Consider the following 24901-nt stretch of genomic DNA (forward strand, 5'->3'; position numbering starts at 1 on the left):
TCTAGCAATTTATTTAGCCTCCAATCGCCATATTTTTTTCGTTACGAAGGCTAATAATAATACACACATAGATATCATAAGGACTGGTATATAGATGTTGCCTTGAAAGAACTCAAATAACAACCCATACCCCATTTGCCCAAGTGGTGCCATACACTGTGATACTGCCATCATAATCGCCATGACCTTCCCTAATTGTTCATTGGGTGTTTCTTTTTGGACAAGGGTCATTACGTAAATGGAGATGATCGTCATCATCATCGCAATGATAAGAGCACAGCCAATAAATAAGCTATACGAGGGATAATAGCCAATTTGAAGTGCGCGAGGGAGCACAGCCATAGCCATGGGAATTACCAAAAATGCTGACACCAATACCCAAATATAGAGGGTGTGAATATGCAGCTTTTTTGCAAAGTAACCCATTGTTAACGCGCCTAAAATCGTCGCAAAATCAATAATGCCCATGCCTATTCCATACAATGTATCACTACTTTTCATCGTGACACGAAGAATAATAGGCACACCGACGATAAAAAGTGGGGTCAATAGTAGATTCAATAAAGCAGCTAGTAGCGTGCATTTTAAAATAAATGTTTGCTTTACCACATAAGTAAAACCCTCTTTCATGTCTTTCATTAAAGTCGGTACAAAATGACCATCGTAGCTACGATTCACATATGGAATTGTCATAAACATTTCTACAATAGCTGTAAAGAAAAATAATAAACCACTTACTATGACGAGAAGCTTGAGGCCAAGCATTCCATATAAAATCCCCCCTAGCACAGGTGCTGTCACCCCTGCTAATGCCTGAACCCCATTGACGATTCCATTAGCCTGCTCAAGCTTTTGTTCGCTGACTAATAGTGGAATACTAGCCATTACAGCTGGCGTGTACATTGCACTAATGAATGAAAGTAGCACCATAACCAAGCCAGTCCACAGTACAGAATGATTATCTGTTAGTAATACAATAAAAAAAATCAATACAATCCCGCTACTGACAAAATCAAATAGGACCATTAAATTTCGTCGATTAAAACGATCTGCTAGAGCACCACCAAATGGTGTAAGTAAAACAGGTAGGCTTGAAATAGCAAAAAGCACAGCAAAAAGGTCTGCCCGTCCTGTTATATCTAAAACAAAAAGTGAAAGAGCAAATCTTAAAAGCGCAGAGCCCAAAATAGAAATAATCTGCCCGACTACCATAATGATAAAATCCTTTGAAAAGCCTTTTTCTTTGACTAGCATTTCCATATAAAACACCCCTTACTATTTTTAGACCGACAGTCGGTCATTTAATATGTTAAAAAAATGTAGGCGCAAGTTGAGGCTTTACAGCTTCTTGGTCTTGCCCTACAGAAATAGACTGACTGCCGGTTTATAAATAGTATATGTGAACGCTCCAAAAAAAGGAACATATTTTTATATCTTCCTTTTTGTTATTCCTATTTGCTTTTAAAGTAATGTTTAATTTGCTCAATCATAGCTGTTGTTGCCTGACTGACATAGCGATCTACGCGGTAAATAATGGATAAGCTACGGCTTGGAGCACCATTTGAAATACGTATACTGCACAATGTAGGATCATTCATTTGTTGGAGCAAAGGATAGGGTTGCACCGTTACACCAATATTGGCTCGAACAAGATTCAGAATGGACGTGACAGAGCTTGTCTCAAGAATAGTATGGAGGTGAAAACCATGCTTTTTTACAGCCTCTTCTACAACCTCTCTACCAAGAAAGCCTTCTGGATACATCACCATAGGAAGGCCCTCTAATTCAGCAATTGGGATCACAGTTTGCTTTGCCAATGGGTGCTCCTTTGAAACGGTTAGTACATATTCCTCTTTACATAAAGGGATAATGACCAATCGATCATCTGATTCAACATTCGTCCCAATACCGATATCCACTTCATTTTCGAGAACCTGCCGCATAATATCGATGGAAGCAAGTATCTTTAATTTTACCTTTGGAAACTTTTGATGGAAATCTATCACAAGCTGTGTGATCCGATAATCAAGGTCAGATGGCATGATGCCAATACTTATTTGTCCCCCTTCTAGCGCCTGTAAATCTTTAATCGAATCTTTGACATTTTGTAATGTATTAAATACCTCTGTCGTATAGCTAAACAAAAGGGAGCCTGCCTCAGTCACAACAATTTTTTTGCCAATACGATCGAACAATGGCATTCCTAGCTCATCCTCCAGCACTCGTATTTGCTGGCTTAATGTTGGCTGAGAGATGCCAAGTTTCTCAGCAGCTTTTGTAAAATGTAGCTCCTCACAGACTGCCATAAAATAATGCAGATGCCGTATTTCCACATGGATCACGCCCTATCATAGTTTATAACTATCATTGTAATAGTAATAATAGTATTGTTCAATCATTCTAATTCCTATAGACTTCAATTTGGGCTTACTATTTATTTGATATGACGGAGAGAAAAGACAATGCATATAAAACGCAAAATTATACCAATTATCGCCATTATTTTAGCTTCTTTTAATTTACGGCCTGTCATTACTTCGGTGTCCCCTTTATTAGGAACTATTCGTCAGACTTTACATATGAGCGCAGCTACTGCTAGTTTGCTAACTTCTTTAGCTGTGCTCTGTATGGGCTTATTTGCACCTTTCGCAATCAAACTAGCCAATCGTTGGAGCATCGAGCGAACTATCGCTTACGCTCTTATTCTTATTGGACTAGCAACAGCTACCAGATATTTTGCTAATACTGCCTGGGTCATGCTAGTAACAGCCTTGTTATCAGGCATTGGCATTGCCATCGTGGGACCATTATTATCAGGCTATATTAAGGAGAAATTTGCAAACCCTTCCCGTGTAGTGGGTATTTACTCGCTAGCACTTGTAGTAGGAGCTGCACTTGGCTCAGGGCTTTCTATTCCATTAAGCCATCTTTTTCATTCATGGCAAGCTTCTGTTGCCTCTTGGGCTATTCTTGCTTTAATCGCTTTATTCTTTTGGTGGAAGCCAATCGAACAGCAAGCAGCTACAGCAACAGTCACAGATTCACCTAGTTTGAGCAATAATGCGAAGCAAATGTTACTGAGTCAAAAGGCATGGCTTTTAACAGGCTTTTTTGGTTTGATGGCCTTGATGTTTTATACCATCATGGCTTGGTTACCTCCCATCGCTGAAAATTTAGGCTATAGCAAACACGACGCTGGAATGATGCTGACACTATTAACTGTTGCCCAAATGCCAGCTACATTTTTAGTGCCTATTTTAAATAACCGTTTTCAGCATCGAGCCGTATGGCTAGTAGGTAGTTCATCATTAGAATTAATTGGCTTATTGATGCTACTGTTTTCTTATAATCCTTGGCTGAGCAGTATGCTAATTGGCCTTGGTGCAGGTGGGCTTTTCTCATTAGGGCTAACATTACCAATTGATGAGGCCAAAGATATTCACGAGGCTAGCTTCTTAGCTGCCATGACACAATCAGTTGGCTTTGTATTTGCTGCATTGGGCCCCTTCTTTGTCGGTCTTGTTCGAGATTTCACAGGCAATTTTACAACTGCTATTATTGGCATGATTATCCTCGTCATTGTGATGATTTTGATTCAACTTAAAATTGGAAACCAGAAGGAACCGCAAATACATCCTATTCACATGAAAAAGACGACTTTCTAACAAGGAAGGTCGTCTTTTGATAATGGAATCGATTTTGCGCCTTTGTTGTATTGCCTACATGGGGTGACACTGGCAATACATGTAGCGTCTTCACATGATAATTGCTAATTAGCTGACTGAAGCATATTTTAGAACAACTGCCTCTAAAACATCAATTCCTATTAATATATCTTCTAGCTCCGTATGTTCATCAGGATGATGACTTAAACCATCCACTGAAGGAATAAAAATAAGGCCAACTGGTCCGAGCCTCGTCATATTCATAGAATCGTGACCTGCTCCACTTTGCATATAGTGATAGGAGAGTTTCTTCTCTACACAAATCGCTTCTAAATCTTGCATTAGCTTTGGAGAAAGTAGGACAGGCTCCTCTGAGCTAATGACATTGTATTCAATCGTAAGCTGTCTCTTTTGTTGAACATTTGCAATAACCGTATAAAAATGCTGAAGCACTCGTTCTCTTGATTCCACAGAGGATGATCGGATATCTACAGTTAACTCCACTTCACCTGGAACTACGTTCATTGAACCTGCCACCACCTCTAGTATCCCAACTGTTGCCACAGTGCCAAACTCCTGCTCTGCTATCGCTGCTTTTTCCAATTCTAATGCCAATTCGGATGCTCCTAAAAGAGCGTCCTTTCTCATATTCATTGGAGTCGTGCCTGAATGGGACGCTTTTCCATTTAACTTCATTAAAAGGCGAACTGGTGCTGCTACCCCTGTGACAATACCAATTTTCTTTTCATAGTTAATTAGCAATGGTCCCTGTTCAATATGCAATTCGAAAAAGGCATGGAATCCTTCATCTACTCTTGTCGCTTGATCAACATTACTAAAATCAAGTCCACAATGAGCAAAAGCCTGCTCCATCGTAATACCATCTCGATCAACTAAATGGCGATATTTTTCTTTATCGATTAGTCCTGCCATTGCTTTACTGCCTACTGTCGACACACCAAATCTTGAAGACTCCTCACAGGCAAAGGCGATAATTTCAATTGGATGTTCTGTCACAATAGATCGCTCGTTTAATCGCTTGATAACTTCTAGGGCAGCAGTTACGCCCACAACACCATCATATTTACCGCCTTGATAGACAGTATCTAAATGGGAGCCCATGACAACAGGCTGCAATCCTGGCACACTGCCTTCTCTTCGAGCAATAAGATTACCACAATGGTCAATATGAATTTGAAGATTTTCATCTTTACATAAACGAATAAAGGCATGTAAACAAGCCTGTTCTTCATTCGTATAGGCAACTCTCGTAATCCCTTTCTCGCCTGAATTGTATTGATTCATTTTATCTAGTAATTGTTGATAACGTTCTTTATAGATCATGTAAACAGCTCCTTTTGAAGAATTACGAAGATGAAAATCAACCAAATGTACGCTTGTATAGTATCTTTTTTCATTGTATCAATTCTTTTACACTTTTTTGATTGAAAATTAGAAAAGGGATTCTCCATAACGAGATCCCTACTCTAATTCACTAGAAAGACTTAAGCAGACTATAACTGCTCCAATCTATTTACTATTCGCCATTTTGTCATTGAAACGATGGAACAATGCATCACATTCTTCAGTCGTTTCAATTTTTTGCATGTTCAATACACTTTTATCTTTACCCGTTAAGTAATCACGTAGATGCATATCAGAGAAGCCATGTACATGAGCATCTTCTGCTGTATTACAATAATGAACTTCTTTAATACCAGACCAAATGATAGCGCCCACACACATTGGACATGGTTCGCAAGTAGCGTAGATAACACAATCTGATAAATCCATCGTACCAAGCTTTTTAGAGGCTTCACGAATGGCTACTATTTCTGCATGTGCAGTGATGTCTGTATCACGCATCATTGTATTGCCAACAACAGCGATGATTTCATCACCTCTTACAATGGTTGCACCAAATGGTCCACCAATATTTTGTTCGATACCTTCTTTTGTTTTGTCAACAGCTAGTTGAATATAATCCATACCGTGATTCCTCCTAGTTAATAATATGAGTACCAGCCTGATTATTGATCGCTTCTTTCAGACTTTCAGGGTTTGTAATAATTACTCGATGACCACCATTTTCTAAGAAGCTTAAGCTTGCTTCGATTTTTGGTAGCATACTTCCTGGCGGGAACTGATTATCTTGAACATGCTGCTTTGTTTCCTCAACTGTAATTTCTTCAAGTGCTTGTTGTTCAGGTTTTCCAAAGTTAATAAACACACGAGGAACACCCGTCGTAATAATTAATGAATCTGCATTTACTTGTGCCGCTAATAAACTTGTCGCAAAGTCTTTGTCAATGACTGCATCTACACCCTCGTAGACATTGTTTTCTTTTTTCACAACTGGAATTCCACCACCGCCTACAGCGATCACGACATAATCATTATCAATTAATGATTTAATCGCATCTTTTTCCACGATATCGATTGGTTTTGGTGAAGGCACAACGCGACGATAACCACGGCCAGAATCCTCTACCATTTTCCAATCTGGATGCTCTACTAGCATCGCCTCCGCTTGCTCCTTTGTAAAGAATGAACCAACTGGCTTTGTAGGGTTAATAAAGTTGGGATCATTTTCATTGATTTCAACTTGTGTAATTACACTAACTACCTTTTTATTAATTTGACGTTTAGCCAGCTCGTTAATTAATGCTTGCTGAATTAAATAGCCAATTCCACCTTGTGTGTCAGCCACACAGTTTACTAGAGGAATTGCTGGCATACCCGATACCTCATTAGCAATTTCACTTCTTTGTAATGTGAAACCAACTTGTGGACCATTGCCGTGTGTGACAACCACTTTATATCCTTCCTGAATCATATCCGCGATATGTTCAACAGTTTGAGCAACTGCCTGTTGCTGACTTTGAATGGATTCGCTACCACTATCTTTTACCAACGAGTTACCGCCGATTGCTACAATTACTAATTTATTCACAACTACACCCCTACTTCTTTTTCTACACTATTTTGAACATTTTGCTGATTAAATCTATATAACAGCGTATATAAAATGAATGACACGATCAGTCCGCTAAAGAAAGCAAAGTTATTTAGCTGTACTAAAAACGGCACACTTTTCAGGAAAGCACCTGACATTGGTAAGAGGAAGCTTATTAATAGAACGATACATGCTACGATGTTATAGCCAGATTTATAAGCGCCATTATGACCTTCTTCCACATAAATCAAAGATAAATCTAAACGTCTTTTACGCTCGATAAAGAAGCTAGACAACATAATACCTGCGATTGGTCCAAACATAGAGCCTATAAAACTATAGAAGAAAAACAACGTCTCTGTACTCGATACGAGTTTCCAAGGCAAAATGACTGTGCCAATAATAGCTGTTAAAATACCTGCTGTTTTGACAGTAAAGACTTTAGGGAATAAAGCTGTCATTTGTAATCCAGATGGTAATAAATTACCGAAAACTACAAAAGCTGTTGCGCCCACATTTAAGGCTAAAATTAACACAATTACTGAAAAGGGATTTTGAATTTTATCAATAGCGTCCACAATATTAAAAATTGGTTGCCCGAAAGCAATTTCTGTCCCTGCTATTAAACTAATACAAGTAATCGCAAATAATAGATACGAGCCGATCATACCAATGGATAAGCCATAGATCATTGCTTTTGGTGATTTAGCTCTATGCGTAAAATCTGCAATGTTTACAATTGGACCAGCCCAGTTAGACACCAATGCGCTAACACATGCAATAAAGACCAATGGACTTTCCATCGTTGTTGAAGGCTTATAGTCTAAAATTGGTCCAATTCCTCCAGCAATATTAATTGCCCAAATCGCTGCGCCAATAATGAAAATATAAACAATTGGTGATGAGTATTTACCGAAGACTGTTAGCATGTCCATGCCGCCTAAAAATAGTAAAACTGTAACTACCCATAAAATAATATAAGAAATCATTGTCGGAACATCTAAGCCAAAAATAGCGAAGTCTCCACCAATAGACATATAGTTCGGAATGAATCTTGCAAATAATACATTAAGGGATTGAGCGCCCACAACGGTCGTCGTTCCAAAGAATACAACCCCTGCAATCAACCCTCGACATAACGCCGGAATAATAGAGCCTTTCACTCCAAATGAATCTCTTAGTAATATGGCAAACGGAATGCCATATTTAGAGGCGGAATATCCATTTAAGCAATAGCCTGCTGAGACGATTACTGCTGAAAGCATAATGGCTAAGAAAACTTGATTAACTGATAATCCTAAGACAAAAAACCCTGCAACCGTCATATAAGACATAATATTGTGAACTGCGCCCATCCACACGGTAATGTAGTTAAAGATTCCCCAGTCTCTTTCTTGAGGACCTTTTGGTAAAAGTTCTTCCGAATAGCCAAGTGCTCTATAATCTTGATTGGACTGTTCAATTTTTGCATGTTCCATAGAAAGCTCCTCCTACTTATAGGAAGTGGGCTTAAGCCCACTTCTCACTAATTGTAATTAATGCTTTTTCAAAAGCTTCCATTGGAGGATTTGTAATACCAGCACCAATCATTCCGATTCCAGCCTCTTTATGTGCGATCGCTGTATTAATAATTGGAAGAATACCTGATTGGATGACTTTGCGAATATCAATACCAGTAGGAATTCCCATGAAGTTTAATAATGGAATGGTAATATTTTGGTTTTCTGTCGTCGTAATTTCTTTCATTTTACGAGAATAACCAATTGCTTCATCCACTGTTCCACCTACTAAAGCAACGATTGCTGGTGCAGTAGCCATTGCGAAACCACCAATACCGTAAGTTTCTGTAATAGCACTATCCCCTATATCAAGGCCTGAGTCCTCTGGTTTGTAGCCAGCAAACATCGGTCCGATTACTTTTTGTGCTGGGCCAGTAAACCATGTATTACCTGGCATGCCACTAATACGAACACCAAATTCTACACCGTTACGTGCCATTGTTGTCACGACTGTACTATATTCGATGCCATGTGCAGCATCTAATGCACATTTACAGCATGCCATCCATGTAGGACCTGAGAAATAATCACTACTTGCCACGAAATCAAATACTGCTCGCTTCTGTTCAACAGGATAATCTGTTTCTAAGATATATGGTGTCAGTGCTTGAATTAATAAGCTTGTACCTGCATTATTACGGTTATGGCATTCGTCGCCCATGTGGAGCGCTTGTGCAAGCATTAATCGTAGATCGATGCCGTCTTTATTTAATTTCATTGCATCACGTAAAATTGGTCCTAACACATCACGCATCCATATTAATCGCTCAACAACGCTATCATCGTTGGCACCCATCCGTAAGATTTTTGCCATTTGCTCACTTAAATTTGTATAGGCGATATTGCCATACGTTTTATTTTCAACGATGTGCATAAACATCGAAGCAGATGTTACCCCAGCCATTGAACCAACTGCATTATGCTCATGGCAAGGTGAGAATGTGATATCTCCAGACGCCGCTACCTCTGCTGCTTCTTCTAAATCTTTCGCTAATCCTTCGAATACAAGAGCACCCATAACAGCGCCCTTCATTGGTCCATTCATATTTTCCCAAGTAATGGGTGGTCCTGCGTGTAAGATTGTTTTTTTCGTCATGCCAGGTACAACATTGATCGCTTGGTCGAAACCAATCAGCACGGGTTGAGAGTTCACAATTTTTTCCACCGCAAGACGATTTGCTGCTTCGATTTTTTCGGCAAGTTCTGCTTTATCGATATTGTTTAGTGCTGCAATAATTTCTGGCTTACCTCCACCCGGTGGTGACCACTCTAGGTGTGTAGCACTTGCATTTTGTGCTAATATATCATCCTTAAAAAGTTCAATACCTACGTTAATTACGTTAATTTTACTTGTGAAAAGTTCATTAATCTTACTCATGATTTTCTCCTTTCAACACCATTTCTCTAGCAAGTAATCCTGCATTTGTACTACTGCTTGCATGTGTAACACCTGCATTGACTAATTTTGTCACTTGCTCATCTATGTTTGGTGTATCTAAGTCTGTTCCAAGGACATACCCAATGATCTCTAAATGTCTACCTTCTTTTTCAGCTAATTGTTTAGCTTCAATGATGGCAGGAAGCATAACGCCCACTGGGTCTTCATGAGAGCCAAAGCCTAATACGAAGTCCATCACAATGACACCAACTGTCGGATCTTTTGCTTCTTGTAAGAAGCGCTCAATGCGAGAAGATGGATCGATCATTGGATGTGGTTTACCATTTGTAAAATCATCATCACCGAAGTCAATGAACGTATGTTCTTGACTCACATTGATATCTTTCAATAAGAAATCAGGATTCTTTTGGATGTTACTGTAAATATTATCTAATTTTTCCATCGCTAGATACATAGATTCATCACAAAGCGTACCGCCACAGAATAACCCACGAATGTATTTTTGCTCTGGCGCTAATTTTGCACGAACCTCTTCAACTAATGGAATGTTAAGTGCACGTTTGTTAATGCCTGCTTCATCAATACCTGCTAGTAAGACTGCCTTTAATGCTGCTTCTTTTGATGTTTTAGCAAATTGTCCACCAGCTGCCACTACAGCCTCTTCATTACCACCTATAAAGTAAACCACTACCGGTTTGCTGCATTCTTTAATTTGTGCAAGTACTTTTTTCTCAACACTTGCTTCAGGTGGCTTCGACACAAGTACAATCACTTTTGTGGCTTCATCGGCATCTAGTGCTTTGATGCCATCAAGCATCATCATACCGCCCACTTCTTTACTTAAATCTCTTCCGCCAGTACCAATCAGTTGTGTAATACCCCCACCGAAGTCATGAATGCGAACACTTACTTCTTGGCTACCTGTACCAGATGCCGCTACGATACCGATATTGCCTTTTCTTACAGCGTTTGCAAAGCAAAGTCCTGTATTACCAATAATGGCGGTACCACAGTCTGGTCCCATCATTAATAAGCCTTTTTCATGTGCTAAAGTTTTTAATTCTACTTCGTCTTCAACGCTTACATTATCACTGAACAGCATCACGTGTAGATCATTTTCAAGTGCTTTGCGTGCTTCGCGAACGGCAAATGCACCATTGACGGAAATGACCGCAAAGTTTGCATCAGGGATTCCTTGTGCAGCAGAATCAATCGTTGCATATTTAATATCACTTTTTGCTTGTGCTTTATCTTTATTTGTTAGTAATTCTTCCACTGCTAGGTAAGCGCTTTCTGTTTGATCCGCACTAGTAGTTTTGACAATAATCATTAAGTCCCCTGCTGTTGCTTCCTCCACTTCTGGTGTCATCAAACCAACGTTACGAATGACTCCTTTGTTCATTTCCGTACCCATACCAATAATTGCTTGCTCAACGCCTTCAATTTGATTCGCTTTTGTAGATAGTGACATCAATGACACTGAATCAAAATATGTGTTGCGCTTAATTACGACTTTAATACTCATCATTATCCTCCTAATACTATATTGGCTTCTAAGCCACTTATCAGCCCTAAGGCAATATCTGTTCCTGAGGAGGAGCCAATAGCAAGCACCCTTCTCAGAGCCTCAATGGATTCCACTTCTGTGCCATATAAAATGGCGTGTATGAATGAACAGATGGACTCCCTTACTTGTCCATGTGCTGCCTTCTTCAATGTTGTAAAGCTAATCTCATTGGTCAAAGGTTGCATCATTTTGATAACGCTTTCACACAACGGTTTATACATAGAACACGGGCTATTTTCTAAGTGAATGATAGCAAATAAGCCTACTAAAAAATCGTCCCCTGATGGTGTTAGTCCTGGCCCCAAGCCTACTAAATCAGTTGCATATGTCTGAAAGCAATCCAAACGTTGATTCAATATTTCCTCATAAAGCAAAGTTGTACGCTGCTGTAATAATCTCGATGTCTCCGCTTCAAATTCACTGACGGGTAAATCATTACGTTTGATACCGCCGCCTTTACCGTGTAAATCAATGAATTGTTTTACACGAATCATATTCATTTTTAAACTTGTACGATCTGCTGGATAAATCGGTAGCTGACATTGCCAACGAGTGGCTGTATGAATCGCTATTTGTAATTTCTCTTCTATTAATAGTTGATTATCGCGAACAGATACCCTGTCCTGTTGATTAATATACAGGTGATCCAATGTATCAAGATCAATAACTAGTGTATTGGGTGCACGATCCATTGCCTTCGTAGCAAGTGTAAAAATTTCATCATTACCATCACTCCGAATATTTAAGGCATGTTTAAACACACTATGAACCGTTCCCGTAAACGCCGTCGCTACTATTTGCTGCAGGAAATAATCATCACCCGATTTGGCATGTATCATATGTACACCCTCTTTATGTCGTAGGCATATTACTATTTCGCGCCTGCTTCAAGTAGAATTTTTTCAATTTCAGTAAATCCTTTTTCTCTAGCCATCGCTAATGGTGTCACACCATATTGATCAACCAATTGTGTATCCGCTCCATGTTCCACTAATAGACGAACTATTTCTTGTTGCTTTTCTCCGCCATCATTGAGAAGGATGGCTTCAATTAAAGGTGTCCAGCCACAAATATTTGTATGGTTGACATTGATATCTGTAGTCGTTACAAGTTCACGAACTACCTCTACAAAGCCCTTCTCACTTGCTGGATGAATTCCTACACCACCAAAGCGTGTTAAACGCTCTAAATCTGTGTTTGCTTGTAGCATCATTTTCACAAGCTCTAACTTTCCATTAATACATCCATACAAAAATGGGTTCAAACAAATTTGATCTTGAAGGTCGATATCCGCCCCTTCTTGAATTAAAAATTTTACTGTTTCTAATTGATCATTCATCGCAGCAAGTAAAATTGCTGTACGCTTGCGCTTATTTTGAGAATTAATATCCACACCTTGTTGTAAATAACCTTTCAGAGCGTTAATATCACCTGCTTCGGCTGCAGTTAAAAATTCTGAGACCACATTCATATCTACCAATTTCTTTCCTCCATTTCTCTGACCTATTGTTCATTTCAACTAAAAAGAAATAAACCGTGAGAATGTTACTACTTTCACATTTCCGTCTTACATGTTTTATTTTATTCTCTTATGCCGTGTATATCATTGTTTAGCAATACCAAAAAGAATGGAGATGATTTAGGCAATATGTACAATGTTTTGTGATAAGATGATGGCAAAGGAGTGAAATCATTTGCTAACAATTAAAGATATATTAGAGATAAAAGCACTTGAAGGTATTAAAATTGTTGCTGGAGAGCAAGGAATTCACAATGAAATTGCCCTTGTAAACATTATTGAAAATCCTGATGCATTTGATTGGCTGACACCGAATGAATTACTGTTAACGACTGGTTACATCTTCCAAGATGATGAAGCATTACAAAATAAAATTATCCAAGAAATCTCTAAAATTAATTGTGCAGGCCTTGTTATCAAAATGAGGCGCTATTTACAAAAGACGCCTCAAAACATGATCGATATTGCCAATCAGCATGGATTGCCGTTATTGGAGTTGCCTTATAATTACACCTTGTCTAAGGTGATCTCGATCATCAATGAAAAGGCATCTGGACGTTATGATCTATTAAATAGAAAATCATTGGATATGCACAATACGCTATTTAAGGTGGCGCTTGAAGGAGGAGGCATTGAATCCATTTCCTCAAAATTAGCCGAAACAATTAATAACCCGATAATCTTTTTAGATAATGACTGGAATTTACTGCATTATACAGATCTTGATACGAATCCTGTGCCACTTGCCTATGGGATCAACCTAAAGAAGAATCGTCCAACATTTTCAAAGGATTTTATTGATACCATTCCAAACGATCTCAACGAAATGCAAAAATCCATTACACGAATCTATCAATTAGAAGATCTAGCAGTAACATGTAGAATTCTCCCTGTTGCAGTGGCCAACTATATTTATGGCTATATTGTCATTTGGCAAACTGTACGGGATCTGAATGAGTTTGATTTCATCGTTTTAGAGCAAGCCTCCACGATCGTGGCACTAGAAAGGATTAAACAGAAGGAAATTGAGGGTGTACGTCTAAAAATTAAACAAGAGTTTTTTGATGATTTATTGACTGGAAAAATCACTTCGCTTGAAACGCTACAAACACTATGTGATCTCCACGGCCTAAAGATCAACCATAAATATTATTGCGTCGTCATCTCTTTTAGCAATGAAAACCTTCAAAACCAGCATGATTTAATTTCTAGAAAATACGAAACCGATAATATTGCAAAAAAATGTATGAACTTAATTTATGAGCACTCTAGCACGATCAATGGGGAGATTACTTGCCTTTATCGCAACAACCAAATCATCGTATTAGTTGGGCAGCAAGACGGCAAACAAGATTTCACGATTAATGAAACTAAGCAATACGCAGAAAACATTCTCCAATTATTAGTACAGCAACATACGCAAACCTCCTTCTTAATCGGAATTGGCAAAGAATATAAACATATTCGTTTTGTTCATAAAAGCTTTGCAGAGGCACATGAAGCACTCCGTCTTATGCGTCGCTTCGAAGAACGTGGAGCAGTGGCTCATTATGCGGATCACTCCATTTATCATTTTTTAGATTCGAATATTAATGAAGTGCCGCTAAAGGACTTTTTCTTAGAAAGCTTGGGCGCTGTCTTTGAGCACGATCTATTACATGGGACAAGCTATCTACTTACATTAGAAAATTACTTTATCAATCATATGAATATAAGTGAAACAGCCAAGGAAATGTTTATCCATCGCAATACGTTAATTTATCGGATTGAAAAGATTAAAGAAATTTTAAAAACCGATTTAAAAAGCTATGAGGAGCTGTTACAAATCCAGCTAGCCTTAAGAATCTATCGCTTGCTTGGTAAGTCTTTATACCACGATGAATTTGCAGACTAGTATCAAAAGGTGGTGATCGCATCACCTTTTTTTGATGACCATTCATTTCATATTCAGTTCATAAACGCATGCTATAGTAAAGCCATAGAAACGAAATACATTGTTTTTAGACAATGAAGGAGGCTTATTTCTTTGCAAGAAACATCAAATGATATGTCTAAACAAAAAGATTGGCGCCGTTTTATACAGTTAGTAAAACGTGCCGAACCACCGATATGGCTACTTGTCATCGCTTTAGTGATGAGTTTAGCAACGACAGGTGTAGGGTTTATTGTTCCATTATTTACAAAACAATTAGTGGATGGCTTTTCGTTAGAATCGCTTAATTATTGGCAAATTATTGTATTGGGTATTGCCTTTATCGCACAGGCTATTGCCAGTGGATTATCCATTTATTATTTAAATCGAGTTGGACATCATGTTGTGGCAAAATTACGTGACCAGCTATGGCGAAAGCTGTTGCATTTACCAATACCCTATTATGATGAACATGATACAGGTGAAACATTGAGCCGTGTTACGAATGACACAGCGGTTGTGAAAGAGCTTATAACAGAGCATTTAGCAAACTGTTTATCTGGCGTTATCTCCATTATAGGTTCTATCATCATTCTTCTATTTTTAGATTGGAAAATGACATTGGTCATGCTGATTGCGGTACCACTGGCAATGGTGATCTTAATGTTGTTAGGGCGACGTATGTTTGTGATTTCAAAAGGGATGCAAGATGAAACAGCGAAATTTACGTCTGTATTAAATCAAGTATTACCTGAAACCCGCCTAGTCAAGGCTTCAAATGCTGAGCAAATTGAATATGAGCGTGGAAAAAAGGGCATTACTAATCTCTTTTCATTTGGCTTAAAAGAAGCAAAAATCCATGCCCTTATTTCCCCGCTGATTTCATTCGTTCTGATGTCTGTACTAGTAGCTATTATTGGCTATGGTGGTGTCCGTGTTTCCTCTGGAGAGCTGACGGCTGGCGACATGGTGGCATTTATTTTATATTTAATCCAAATCATTATGCCAATGACGCAATTAACGATGTTCTTTACCCAGCTACAAAAAGCCATGGGTGCTACAGAACGAATTAGTGCATTGCTTGAATACGAGGAAGAACATATTGAAGAAGGCTTAACAGTAGAAAAAGTAGATCAACCCATTTATGTTAAAAATGTTGATTTTTCTTATGGTGAGGAACCCATTTTATCCGATATTAACTTCACAATTGAGCCAGGCAAAGTAACAGCCATCGTAGGGCCAAGCGGCGGCGGTAAAACAACCACATTTTCACTGCTAGAACGATATTATCGGCCAACGAACGGCAGTATCACACTAGGCGATACACCAATCGAAACATTCTCACTCCACTCTTGGCGCAGTCAAATCGGCTATGTGGCGCAGGAAAGTGCCCTGCTATCAGGAACAATTCGAGAAAATATTTGCTATGGTATTGACCGTGAAGTACAAGATGATGAGCTAGAAAAAGTGGCAAAAATGGCCTATGCAGATCAATTTATTAACGAGCTTCCAGACAAGTTTGACACCGAAGTTGGAGAACGAGGCATCAAGCTGTCAGGAGGACAACGTCAGCGTATCTCTATCGCAAGAGCGCTCTTACGTAATCCGCAAATATTAATGCTGGATGAAGCAACATCAAGCTTAGATAGTAAATCAGAAATTTATGTACAAAAGGCATTAGACAACTTAATGCAAGGGCGCACAACACTAGTCATTGCGCACCGTTTATCGACAGTGGTAGATGCCGATCAAATTTTGTTTATTGAGAAAGGGCATATTACAGGCTGTGGTACACACGAAACTCTCTTTGAAACACATGCTATGTATCGTGAGTTTGCCATGCAGCAATTACGCATTAAAGACGTTGAATAAAGGGGTTTGTTGAGATGACAAAACTATTAGTCGTGAATGATGATGCACATATTCGAGAATTGGTAAAAGTGTTTCTGCAAAATGAGGGCTTAGAGGTGATAGAGGCTATCGATGGTGTTGATGCACTGTCTAAATTAGACATTGAAAAAGTCGATATGGTCGTGATGGACATTATGATGCCCAATATGGATGGCTGGGCATTATGTGAGGAAATACGTTCATTCAATACAGATCTACCAATCCTTATGCTTACAGCTAAAGGAGAAACCTCTCAAAAAATCAAGGGCTTTCATTTAGGGACAGATGATTACCTTGTGAAGCCATTTGAGCCTGCCGAGCTAATCGTACGTGTTAAGTCTATTTTAAAAAGATATCGTATTTCCCTTTCTCAAGTTGTAGAGGCCGGTAATGTTAAACTAAATCGCCTTACACACGAAGTGGCAATGAACGGCGAGACGATTCTGCTTCGTTTGAAGGAGTTCGAGCTATTATTTACACTTGCAAGCTATGTCGGCAAAACCTTTTCCCGTGAACAGTTGATCGAAGAAATCTGGGGCTACGACTATGAGGGAGATGAACGAACAGTTGATGTCCATATCAAAAGAATACGAGAACGCTTTCCACAGGAGACGAGCGGCCTTGTCATTCGCACCATTCGCGGTCTTGGTTACCGCTTGGAACTAAGCACATGAGAAAACGAAGATTCTTGTTAAGATTAGCGATGGTCTTTTGCCTGTTTCTGATTGCAAACACCGTTTTCGCTTTTATTTCCTATCATGTGACTTCATGGCTGTATGGACGGTTAGGGACTGAGCCTCATGGATTTTGGCTACAGCTAGGTACAGTGATTGGTGTGTTTGCACTTTTTGCCTGTTCAGCTGCCATTATCTTTTTAATCGGACTAAATCGACAACGCAACTATTGGGATACGATTGTAGATGCATTAAGCCGCATGGCAAAAGGTGATTTTGATGTTCAGTTGGATCTGAGGGCAGATGAGGAGGATCAATTTGGGCAATTGATTCATGGTATTAATCATATGGCCGTTGAGTTAGGTGAACTGGAAAGAATGCGTCAGGAGTTCATTTCCAACGTCTCCCATGAAATTCAATCACCTTTAACATCTATTAATGGCTTTGCAAAGGCACTGAAGAATATTAATCTACCTGAAGAAAAGCGACAGCATTATTTAGACATAATTGAATTAGAAAGTAATCGATTATCAAAAATTAGCGACAACTTACTCAAGCTCACTTCCTTAGAATCGCAGCATCATCCATTTGAGCCTACAAATTATCGACTCGATAAACAATTACGCAATGTGGTGCTGGCACTTGAACCGAATTGGTTAGCCAAACAAATTGACTTCGATCTCGATCTTGATAACCTGAGCATCACTGCAGATGAGGATTTGCTAAATCAAGTCTGGATGAATTTGCTGACAAACAGTATTAAGTTTACACCTACCAATGGAACCATCACATTATCTATGAAAAAGCAATTCGACACGATAACCGTGATGGTTCAAGATACTGGCATTGGCTTAACCGAAGAACAACAAAAGCATATTTTTGAAAGATTTTATAAGGCCGATCAATCGCGAACTGCTGGAAATGGCGGTAGCGGATTAGGGCTGGCCATTGTCAAAAAAATAATTGATATGCATCAAGGAACCATTGCTGTAGAGAGCAAAATAGCTGAATATACAAAATTTTTGATTACTGTACCCATCGACAGTACGCCAACTCGTGCAAACGACTAAAACCGTCTGCACGAGTTATTTTTTCTAGTAAGCTACTTTGCTAAAGTATCGATATACTTTATTTAGTTTTTGCTGTTGCTTCCCTCTTTTGCTTTCCATGTTACCAAACTCAAAAAACTTCACTTTTTTCATCCCAACAAACTTAAACAACGCTCTCTTCATCAAAATTTTATGTGCATTGTTCAACCATAAAAATGGATAATTGGTTGGTCCCTTCATCGTGGATACACAGACTACAGACTTCCCTTTTAAAAGACCCTCTGGAAATAACCCCTTTGTATCTCGATAAGCAAAGTTTGCCGCAAATAATTGGTCAATATACCCTAACAGCATGGCTGGCGGTCTCCCCCACCAGATTGGATAAACAAATACAATTTGATCTGCCCAAGAGAGCTGTTGGCGGTATTTTTCCATTTTCGGATCCCGATACATATCACGACGTCGTTTATGTTCATGGAAAATTAAGCGTGGATCGAACTGTTCTTCATATAAATCTAGTATCTGAATCTCCTCGATGGCAGGATTTTCTCGACACCCCTTTATCACTTCTTGTAAAAAAGCATAATTTAAACTTTTATGGTTGGGATATGTATAAACAATTAACGTTTTCAACGTGTGCCTCCTCATTACTTATCATTTGATAACAAAATAATAATTCACTTCATTTTAGTTGTCAAATGATAATTGTTTTAGGACAAGTTATTTGTTATCTTGACAGTAAGAGGTGATCCCATTGAATAAAAGCGCTTTATTTCATCAGTTTGTAGCATTTACAGCTACAATCCATCAAGTGACACATGATCTCACACAAAATATTACCGCTGCGAATATCACACCGCTACAATATAAAATTCTTGAATATATTAAAGTAAGCCAACCCGTCACACCAACCGAAATCAGTGAATGTCAGCATATGTCCTTACCCAATACAAGCCGTGAACTACGAAAATTGCAGGAACAGCAGCTAATCCAAAAATTTAGCGACACAGCCGACCGCAGAAAGCAGTATGTCCGTTTGTCCAAAGAAGGTGAAAAAATGATGGAGGAGGCATTTGCCTGTATCGAAGAACGCTTTCTACAGCTTATCCAACACGCAACACAGGATGATCTAAAGGACATCCAGCATGCTCTAGCCATTTTAGAGGAAAAGGTTTTACGCCAAAATGGCTAAGACCATGCTGCTTTTGGGGTGTGGTGATCGCTACTATTCGTGAAGCAGGGAACGAGATCTTTTTTGACTGAAATTGCTCTTTCTTAGTTTGAAGTGCTCGCTTCTGATTCAAAGCCGCTCTTTCCTTGGCTTGAAGCGCTCTCTTTTACTTCAAACTTCTGAACCAAAAGTTGCTCATTCTTCTTGGAATTATTCGTCTTTCATGCAAAAAGGTTAGTCATAACTTGAAATGAATTATTAAAAAATCTTTATCAGCATACCCGTGTCACTCACCCGAGATTCGTAACCACTTTGTCTTTTCTTTAATAGTATAAAGGTGAGTAGAAGGAGGAGTCTTAAGTGGAAGTAGTAGTGTTTGATCGGGAGTGGATTGAGGAACAGTTTGAAACACTTCCATTATGGCAACAGTCAGCCTATACTGATTTTGCTGCCACGATTGCAGATGAAGCGAATACGTTTCCATGTATACCAGCAAGAATGGGCTTTTTATCAAACCATTTGCGCTATAGTTTTGTCGGGGATCCACGCGAGGAGCAATCGATTAGGATGTTAGCACAATGCTTAAAGGACTATACAAAAGCCTCACGAACTTTCGGGAAGTATACAACACTCACTGTGTTCTTTCATACCCCTCACGATATGCGAGATCGCTTTGAGGTGGCAGATTATCAGCAATTATTTTGGTCTATCTTAAATAATTTAACCAATATGGATGAGATGGAATGGCCTAAGAGTATACCAATGGAGCCTACTCACCATGAATGGGAGTTTTGCTTTCATGGAGAGCCCTATTTTATCTCTTGTGCAACACCAGCCCATAAATTGCGAAAGAGTCGCCATTTTTCCACCTTATTAATGGCCATTCAGCCACGTTGGATATTCGATGATATAAACAACTCAACGGCCTTTGGACGAAAAATCAAAAAGCTCATTCGTCAGCGAATTGCAGATTATGACACAGTTCCAGGACATCCAGATTTAAAATGGTACGGGCAAGAGGATAGTTATGAATGGAAGCAGTATTTTTTAAGTGATGATAACCATAGTCCATCCAAATGTCCTTTTTTAAGGATGTCTCAGGAAAACGGTTCATTCCGTAATGTTTCTTTGCCTTTTCACAACAATCCAGGTCGCCACACTGATTAAGACTATAAAGAGCAGGCTCACGTAAAAACCGAGTCTGCTTGTTTTTTCACCTAAAGTGCCAGACACCGTCACAGCAATGAGCAACATCCCTATACCATTCTTTACATGCCCCCACTTCGTTAACTCCATGAGTTTCCAGTAGGTCACCAAAATAAAGAGCCAATTATAGATCAACATTAAACCCGCAGCCGTGATCAAATATTCAAAGATTTTTTCTGGCATCAAAAAACCAATTACAATCGTAATTACTAGCCCACTCGTTAAAAATAAAAAGGCGGGAAAAGGAACTTTCATTTTTCCTTTCTTTGCGAGTATTGCCGGTGCATCATGGTCTTCAGCAAGTGTAGTGAGAATGGTAATAACCGCGTATAGCGAGGCCACCATTGTTGAAAAACCAGCAATGATTAGCACACCATTAAAGATATCTGCCACAAAAGGTATATGGTATCCTTGAAGCGCCGTAATAAAAGGACTTTCATCAATCGAAAAGTCTTTCCATGCAACGAGTGCCAATGCAAGGGCAATGGCCATGATGAAAATAATGGTAATCACGCTCAGCATAATTCTCCCTGCTTTTGGCGCCTCTTTTGGATTTTTCAAATCGATGACCATTAAACCCATCACTTCAATTCCTCCATAGGCATAAAAGGCATAAAGTAATCCGAGCCAAATACCTTTTATTCCTTGTGAGAAAAATGCTTCATAATTAGCCTGAAGTGAAGCCATCGTAGCAGATGATGTGCCCCTCATGATGATGACCACTGCTACAATAATGAACATAATGATGGCCGCTGCCTTTAAGGCACCGAAGATATTTTGGAAATTTTCAAAGCCCTTCATGCCTGTGAGAATTACGACTAAACCGATAGCAGCATAAATCGATGCAGCAATCCAGAGTGGTAACGCCGGGAACCAAAATTTCGTAAAAATGCCGAGCGCCATCAGCTGGCTTCCCATGATTAATAGCTCAGAAATCAAGTACACCCAGCCATTGCTAAAGCCTGCCCAGCGTCCAAAGGCTTGCTTGGCATAGGTACGAAAAGAGCCTTTATCTGGGTTTTCCACAGACATTTTAACAAGTGCATCATACACGATATACGTACAAATGGCTGCTAGCAAAAAAGGAATTAATACCGCAGGCCCACTTTTATGAATGGCCATACTTGTCCCAAGAAAAAAACCAGTTCCCAAAGTACAACCGATACCGAGAAGCGAAAGCTGCCACCAGGCCATACTTCCCTTAGCTGCTTTTGAAGTCATTTTTATCAACCCCTCGTTACGTTCTTACCAAAGGTAATGTCATACATCGAATGCCACCACCGCCTTTTTCAAGCTCAGTAACGTCAACCTCAAGCAAATTTTTATTCTTCAGCAGAGGATGCGTCAATAATTGTTGTGGTGTTGCCTGCTTGCTTATTAATATTGTTTCTGGATTCAGGTTAATAAAGTTGATGTCAAGAATGGTCTTATACGAGTCAAGCCAGTAAACATCCAAACCATGACGCTTTAAAAATGGCTCTACCATGTCAAAACGACTGCTTTGAGCTGTTAACACCTGTACAGGAAAATGGCGTACAAAGCTTTTAGCAACTACCAGATTCGGGTTCACAACATTACAATTCATATCTAAATGCAGCGTATCATTGCTTTTCGGTAAATCAATTATGGCGATTTCAGAAAATCCCTCTTGAAAAATGCTTTCCTTCAAGCTTTCGATAGCTTCTATCGTTGTTCTCATCCCAAGGTTAATGAGCACGGCATCTTTATTTAAAATTAACAAATCGCCACACTCGAATGAATGAAGCGGTTGTGATTTTGCTAGCCATTGTTGTGGAAACCATTTCTCTAAAAATGAATGTGCAAGAGGATACTCTGGTCTTCTAAGCGAACTTCCTGCCTTTCCAAGCAATAGTCGATTACCAATGACACAGGCGAGGTCACGCACAAAATAACGATTCAGCAACTGCTCACTTAATAACTGCTGATCGTGAGCTAGTTCCCTTGCATAATCTAGTACATGTACCCCAGCGTTTTCTAATGTTGTCTTTAATGCCATGAAATTCTCCATTGCCTTCTGATGGTTGACCGTAGCACTCCAACCAACCTGCTCCGCTATTTTTAGATCTGTTACATCTACGATGGAGGGTGCACAAAGCATTACCGCTTTCAGTTCCCCATGTTCTGACCAACAATTTAGTTGAAATGAATCCATTCAAGTATTCTCTCCTTCTTCACGACGATCTCTGTTAGCGTTACCATTGACTTTCGGATTATACAAGGATCATAATTAAGAAGAATTTACCAATTATAATTATTTAGAGAAAGGGGTGTCATTATGGAATACTATAAATTTTTAAGACAGTATGTAGGACACCAACCAATTATTTTACCTGGTTCGGTGGTTCTCATTCTTAATACTGAAAACGAAATATTACTACAAAAAAGATATGATGGCGGTTGGGGGCTCCCTGGAGGCTTAATGGAATTAGGCGAGAGCTTAGAGGATACTGCCAAAAGAGAGGTACAAGAAGAGACAGGACTAGCCATCACAGATTTACAGTTACTAGGTGTTTTTTCTGGTCCGGATTGTTACCTTAAAGTTTCGAATGGGGACGAATTATACGCGTTACAGCAGTCTTCTATACAAGAAATGTGCTTGGTAATTTAGTGATTGATTACAATGAATCAGAGACAATGCAATATTTCTCTCTTTACCATTTACCAAACGATTTAAAAGATCGTCGATATATTGAACCATATATCACACAATTAATTTAGAGAGAAAACAAGCCGTTCTCTCTCTAATTGTCATGTAAAATATTCTAATTTTGCTTGAGGGAAAAATTTCTGCATATAACCGTACAGATGCTCCTTTATATCTTCCTCTTCCTCTTTTTGATAGATATATTTACCAATGCCATATTTGCCCCATTTATATCGTCTTACCGTCTCGTCAAGCTCTAGCTTTGTCATTGGATAATTTTTTTCAATCACTCGTTTGGCAGGCTTTGTAAAGCGATGTTGAATAAATTCAAAGGTGATGTCATTGCGCACATCCTTTGGCAATTCAGCATCCAATCGCTCAAACATATGATAATAGCCCTCCTGCCAGCCATCATGAAGATAGATTGGCGCAACAATAAATCCGAGTGGGTATCCAGCTCTTGCCACTTTCCCCGCTGCCTCAATGCGCTTTTCCAATGGTGATGTACCTGGTTCAAAGTGTTTAATGACATAATCAGCATTGACACTAAAACGAAACCTTGTCCGACCATTATGCTTGGCATCCAATAGATGATCCACATGATGGAACTTCGTTACAAATCGTAACTGACCTAGCTCACTTTGTCCAAAATGCTCAATGGCTCGCTTTAAGGTGTGTGTAAGATGATCAATTCCTACAATATCAGAGGTACAGGAAGCCTCAAAGCGTGTGATGTCAGGTGCTCGTTCAGCCATATAATGATCGGCCTGTTCTAGAATCTCATCGACATTAACATAGGTCCGAATATAAGGTTTGCTGCCCATCGTTGTTTGTAAATAGCAATAATGACAATGCCCCATACAGCCAGTCGCAAATGGGATGGCATATTCCGCTGAAGGCTTAGATGTATCAAATTTTAATGTTTTTCGAATGCCCACTACTAAGGTCGATTTTGCTACCCGATACTTTTGAAAATCATTGTCACCAGGTAGATTTCTCACTTGATTGTGCGAAGTTGTATAGCGAATTTCAATCCCCATCTGCTCAAATTTCTCTTTTAGCTCCTGACCTAGTGGATAGTGGAGAGCATCTGGCTCAAAATAAACAAGCTGAGGGGTAAACGGCTTCATCATGCGAGTCCTCCCTTAATGAAAATACTGATGATAGGCCTGTTCAGCCGCCATCTCACTTGCAAAAATTACCATATCATTCGTGATTGGATAATATGTTTCAAATAAAAATAGCGCTAGCTCCTCTGGTTTTTCTGGATGATATACTACTGCCGCTTCCTGTATATTCGTTACATCTTGAATATGTGGATTGCGGTAAAAAATATAAACAATATCTCCCACATCAAATGGTTGTTGCATTTTTTTCACCTTCCTCTGCCTTTCCATTAGTTTGGTGAAAGTGTACAAAAAATATGTCATAAAAAATTTAGTTGGTAATATACATACATTCGTGCGGTTATTTTTAAGAAAATTGCACTTCCTGTAAATTGTAACACTTCAATTGAACCTGCTTTATTCAACTCTCCTACGTCGAATAGTGTAACGTTATCCACTCAAAATTCCCTTACTCTTTTCAGTCTACTTGTAAGGAAAGTAAGCCAGAATAAGTATCAAAACTGCATGTTGGTTAAATTTTCTTCAAAAGGTAAAAGGGTGAA

The 24901-nt window shown here is 39.1% G+C and carries 23 protein-coding genes; 8 read left to right on the top strand and 15 right to left on the bottom strand.

Annotation, left to right across the window (positions count from 1 at the left end; all coding sequences use genetic code 11):
• Positions 1-9: 9 nt before the first annotated feature.
• Together CD31_RS10795 and CD31_RS10800 are read right to left on the bottom strand one after the other, a co-directional pair.
• Positions 10-1260 carry an MFS transporter gene (locus tag CD31_RS10795; RefSeq protein ID WP_036077570.1) on the bottom strand — a complete coding sequence of 417 codons (1251 nt, stop codon included), beginning with the start codon at positions 1258-1260 and terminating at the stop codon, positions 10-12.
• A gap of 191 nt (positions 1261-1451) precedes the next feature.
• Positions 1452-2333 carry a LysR family transcriptional regulator gene (locus tag CD31_RS10800; protein ID WP_036077572.1) on the bottom strand — a complete coding sequence of 294 codons (882 nt, stop codon included), beginning with the start codon at positions 2331-2333 and terminating at the stop codon, positions 1452-1454.
• A gap of 129 nt (positions 2334-2462) precedes the next feature.
• Here CD31_RS10800 and CD31_RS10805 point away from each other — a divergent pair, with 129 nt between their 5' ends.
• A complete protein-coding gene (locus CD31_RS10805) occupies positions 2463-3665 on the top strand; it encodes an MFS transporter (RefSeq protein ID WP_036077574.1) in 1203 nt (400 codons plus the stop codon).
• 108 nt (positions 3666-3773) lie between these two features.
• Here the strand turns inward: CD31_RS10805 and CD31_RS10810 are convergent, their stop codons facing one another.
• From CD31_RS10810 to CD31_RS10845, 8 genes are all read right to left on the bottom strand, one after another.
• Positions 3774-5009 carry a Zn-dependent hydrolase gene (locus tag CD31_RS10810; protein ID WP_036077576.1) on the bottom strand — a complete coding sequence of 412 codons (1236 nt, stop codon included), beginning with the start codon at positions 5007-5009 and terminating at the stop codon, positions 3774-3776.
• A gap of 186 nt (positions 5010-5195) precedes the next feature.
• Complete coding sequence (locus CD31_RS10815) at positions 5196-5654, bottom strand: nucleoside deaminase (protein WP_036077577.1); 459 nt, start codon at positions 5652-5654, stop codon at positions 5196-5198.
• Between the two features lie 13 nt (positions 5655-5667).
• Positions 5668-6618, bottom strand: coding sequence for a carbamate kinase (gene arcC, locus CD31_RS10820; protein ID WP_016994302.1), 951 nt, complete (start codon positions 6616-6618; stop codon positions 5668-5670).
• A gap of 2 nt (positions 6619-6620) precedes the next feature.
• Entirely contained in the window at positions 6621-8099 is a 1479-nt protein-coding gene (locus tag CD31_RS10825) for a cytosine permease (RefSeq protein WP_036077578.1), read from the bottom strand.
• Positions 8100-8130: 31 nt separating this feature from the next.
• Positions 8131-9558, bottom strand: coding sequence for a YlbE family protein (locus CD31_RS10830; RefSeq protein ID WP_016994305.1), 1428 nt, complete (start codon positions 9556-9558; stop codon positions 8131-8133).
• Positions 9551-11104 carry an acyl-CoA synthetase FdrA gene (gene fdrA / locus CD31_RS10835; RefSeq protein WP_036077579.1) on the bottom strand — a complete coding sequence of 518 codons (1554 nt, stop codon included), beginning with the start codon at positions 11102-11104 and terminating at the stop codon, positions 9551-9553. Before fdrA ends, CD31_RS10830 begins: the two co-directional genes overlap by 8 nt.
• A 2-nt stretch (positions 11105-11106) precedes the next feature.
• The gene (locus CD31_RS10840; protein WP_036077581.1) at positions 11107-11985 is read right to left on the bottom strand and encodes an oxamate carbamoyltransferase subunit AllH family protein; all 879 of its coding nucleotides are present in this window, start codon (positions 11983-11985) and stop codon (positions 11107-11109) included.
• A 32-nt stretch (positions 11986-12017) separates the two neighbouring features.
• Entirely contained in the window at positions 12018-12626 is a 609-nt protein-coding gene (locus CD31_RS10845) for an ankyrin repeat domain-containing protein (protein WP_036077583.1), read from the bottom strand.
• Positions 12627-12840: 214 nt separating this feature from the next.
• On the opposite strand from CD31_RS10845, the gene CD31_RS10850 reads away from it, so the two are divergent.
• The 4 genes from CD31_RS10850 to CD31_RS10865 all read left to right on the top strand — a co-directional run bounded on the left by CD31_RS10850 (position 12841) and on the right by CD31_RS10865 (position 18211).
• The gene (locus tag CD31_RS10850; RefSeq protein ID WP_036077584.1) at positions 12841-14559 is read left to right on the top strand and encodes a PucR family transcriptional regulator; all 1719 of its coding nucleotides are present in this window, start codon (positions 12841-12843) and stop codon (positions 14557-14559) included.
• A gap of 132 nt (positions 14560-14691) precedes the next feature.
• Complete coding sequence (locus CD31_RS10855) at positions 14692-16449, top strand: ABC transporter ATP-binding protein (RefSeq protein ID WP_036077585.1); 1758 nt, start codon at positions 14692-14694, stop codon at positions 16447-16449.
• 14 nt (positions 16450-16463) lie between these two features.
• Entirely contained in the window at positions 16464-17141 is a 678-nt protein-coding gene (locus CD31_RS10860) for a response regulator transcription factor (protein ID WP_036077587.1), read from the top strand.
• The gene (locus tag CD31_RS10865) at positions 17138-18211 is read left to right on the top strand and encodes a sensor histidine kinase (RefSeq protein ID WP_176408508.1); all 1074 of its coding nucleotides are present in this window, start codon (positions 17138-17140) and stop codon (positions 18209-18211) included. The genes CD31_RS10860 and CD31_RS10865 overlap by 4 nt, the downstream gene beginning before the upstream one ends.
• Before the next feature lie 24 nt (positions 18212-18235).
• Here the strand turns inward: CD31_RS10865 and CD31_RS10870 are convergent, their stop codons facing one another.
• Entirely contained in the window at positions 18236-18823 is a 588-nt protein-coding gene (locus CD31_RS10870) for an NAD(P)H-dependent oxidoreductase (protein WP_036077589.1), read from the bottom strand.
• Between the two features lie 121 nt (positions 18824-18944).
• Here CD31_RS10870 and CD31_RS10875 point away from each other — a divergent pair, with 121 nt between their 5' ends.
• Entirely contained in the window at positions 18945-19382 is a 438-nt protein-coding gene (locus CD31_RS10875) for a MarR family winged helix-turn-helix transcriptional regulator (protein ID WP_036077591.1), read from the top strand.
• A 339-nt stretch (positions 19383-19721) separates the two neighbouring features.
• A complete protein-coding gene (locus CD31_RS10880) occupies positions 19722-20528 on the top strand; it encodes a YqcI/YcgG family protein (RefSeq protein WP_036077593.1) in 807 nt (268 codons plus the stop codon).
• Here CD31_RS10880 and CD31_RS10885 read toward each other — a convergent pair.
• Both CD31_RS10885 and CD31_RS10890 read right to left on the bottom strand, forming a co-directional pair.
• Positions 20472-21788 (bottom strand): amino acid permease, encoded by a 1317-nt coding sequence (locus tag CD31_RS10885; RefSeq protein ID WP_036077594.1) that lies wholly within the window; start codon positions 21786-21788, stop codon positions 20472-20474. The genes CD31_RS10880 and CD31_RS10885 overlap by 57 nt on opposite strands.
• Positions 21789-21804: 16 nt before the next feature.
• On the bottom strand, positions 21805-22740 hold the full coding sequence (locus CD31_RS10890) for an arginine deiminase family protein (RefSeq protein ID WP_036077597.1): 936 nt from the start codon (positions 22738-22740) through the stop codon (positions 21805-21807).
• A gap of 123 nt (positions 22741-22863) precedes the next feature.
• Here CD31_RS10890 and CD31_RS10895 point away from each other — a divergent pair, with 123 nt between their 5' ends.
• On the top strand, positions 22864-23196 hold the full coding sequence (locus tag CD31_RS10895) for an NUDIX hydrolase (protein WP_338009839.1): 333 nt from the start codon (positions 22864-22866) through the stop codon (positions 23194-23196).
• 140 nt (positions 23197-23336) lie between these two features.
• Here CD31_RS10895 and splB read toward each other — a convergent pair whose 3' ends face one another.
• Together splB and CD31_RS10905 are read right to left on the bottom strand one after the other, a co-directional pair.
• The gene (splB, locus tag CD31_RS10900) at positions 23337-24365 is read right to left on the bottom strand and encodes a spore photoproduct lyase (RefSeq protein WP_036077599.1); all 1029 of its coding nucleotides are present in this window, start codon (positions 24363-24365) and stop codon (positions 23337-23339) included.
• 12 nt (positions 24366-24377) lie between these two features.
• Positions 24378-24602 carry a transcriptional regulator SplA domain-containing protein gene (locus CD31_RS10905; protein WP_004232790.1) on the bottom strand — a complete coding sequence of 75 codons (225 nt, stop codon included), beginning with the start codon at positions 24600-24602 and terminating at the stop codon, positions 24378-24380.
• Positions 24603-24901: the final 299 nt, after the last annotated feature.

This window comes from Lysinibacillus boronitolerans JCM 21713 = 10a = NBRC 103108, assembly GCF_000772935.1.
GTDB classification, from domain to species: domain Bacteria; phylum Bacillota; class Bacilli; order Bacillales_A; family Planococcaceae; genus Lysinibacillus; species Lysinibacillus boronitolerans.

Coding starts and splice junctions, on each gene's coding strand:
- CD31_RS10795 (WP_036077570.1), bottom strand. CDS start 1,260: ATGGAAATGCTAGTCAAAGAAAAAGGCTTTTCAAAGGATTTTATCATT.
- CD31_RS10805 (WP_036077574.1), top strand. CDS start 2,463: ATGCATATAAAACGCAAAATTATACCAATTATCGCCATTATTTTAGCT.
- CD31_RS10810 (WP_036077576.1), bottom strand. CDS start 5,009: ATGATCTATAAAGAACGTTATCAACAATTACTAGATAAAATGAATCAA.
- CD31_RS10815 (WP_036077577.1), bottom strand. CDS start 5,654: ATGGATTATATTCAACTAGCTGTTGACAAAACAAAAGAAGGTATCGAA.
- CD31_RS10825 (WP_036077578.1), bottom strand. CDS start 8,099: ATGGAACATGCAAAAATTGAACAGTCCAATCAAGATTATAGAGCACTT.
- CD31_RS10830 (WP_016994305.1), bottom strand. CDS start 9,558: ATGAGTAAGATTAATGAACTTTTCACAAGTAAAATTAACGTAATTAAC.
- fdrA (WP_036077579.1), bottom strand. CDS start 11,104: ATGAGTATTAAAGTCGTAATTAAGCGCAACACATATTTTGATTCAGTG.
- CD31_RS10840 (WP_036077581.1), bottom strand. CDS start 11,985: ATGATACATGCCAAATCGGGTGATGATTATTTCCTGCAGCAAATAGTA.
- CD31_RS10860 (WP_036077587.1), top strand. CDS start 16,464: ATGACAAAACTATTAGTCGTGAATGATGATGCACATATTCGAGAATTG.
- CD31_RS10865 (WP_176408508.1), top strand. CDS start 17,138: ATGAGAAAACGAAGATTCTTGTTAAGATTAGCGATGGTCTTTTGCCTG.
- CD31_RS10885 (WP_036077594.1), bottom strand. CDS start 21,788: ATGACTTCAAAAGCAGCTAAGGGAAGTATGGCCTGGTGGCAGCTTTCG.
- CD31_RS10890 (WP_036077597.1), bottom strand. CDS start 22,740: ATGGATTCATTTCAACTAAATTGTTGGTCAGAACATGGGGAACTGAAA.
- CD31_RS10895 (WP_338009839.1), top strand. CDS start 22,864: ATGGAATACTATAAATTTTTAAGACAGTATGTAGGACACCAACCAATT.
- splB (WP_036077599.1), bottom strand. CDS start 24,365: ATGATGAAGCCGTTTACCCCTCAGCTTGTTTATTTTGAGCCAGATGCT.
- CD31_RS10905 (WP_004232790.1), bottom strand. CDS start 24,602: ATGCAACAACCATTTGATGTGGGAGATATTGTTTATATTTTTTACCGC.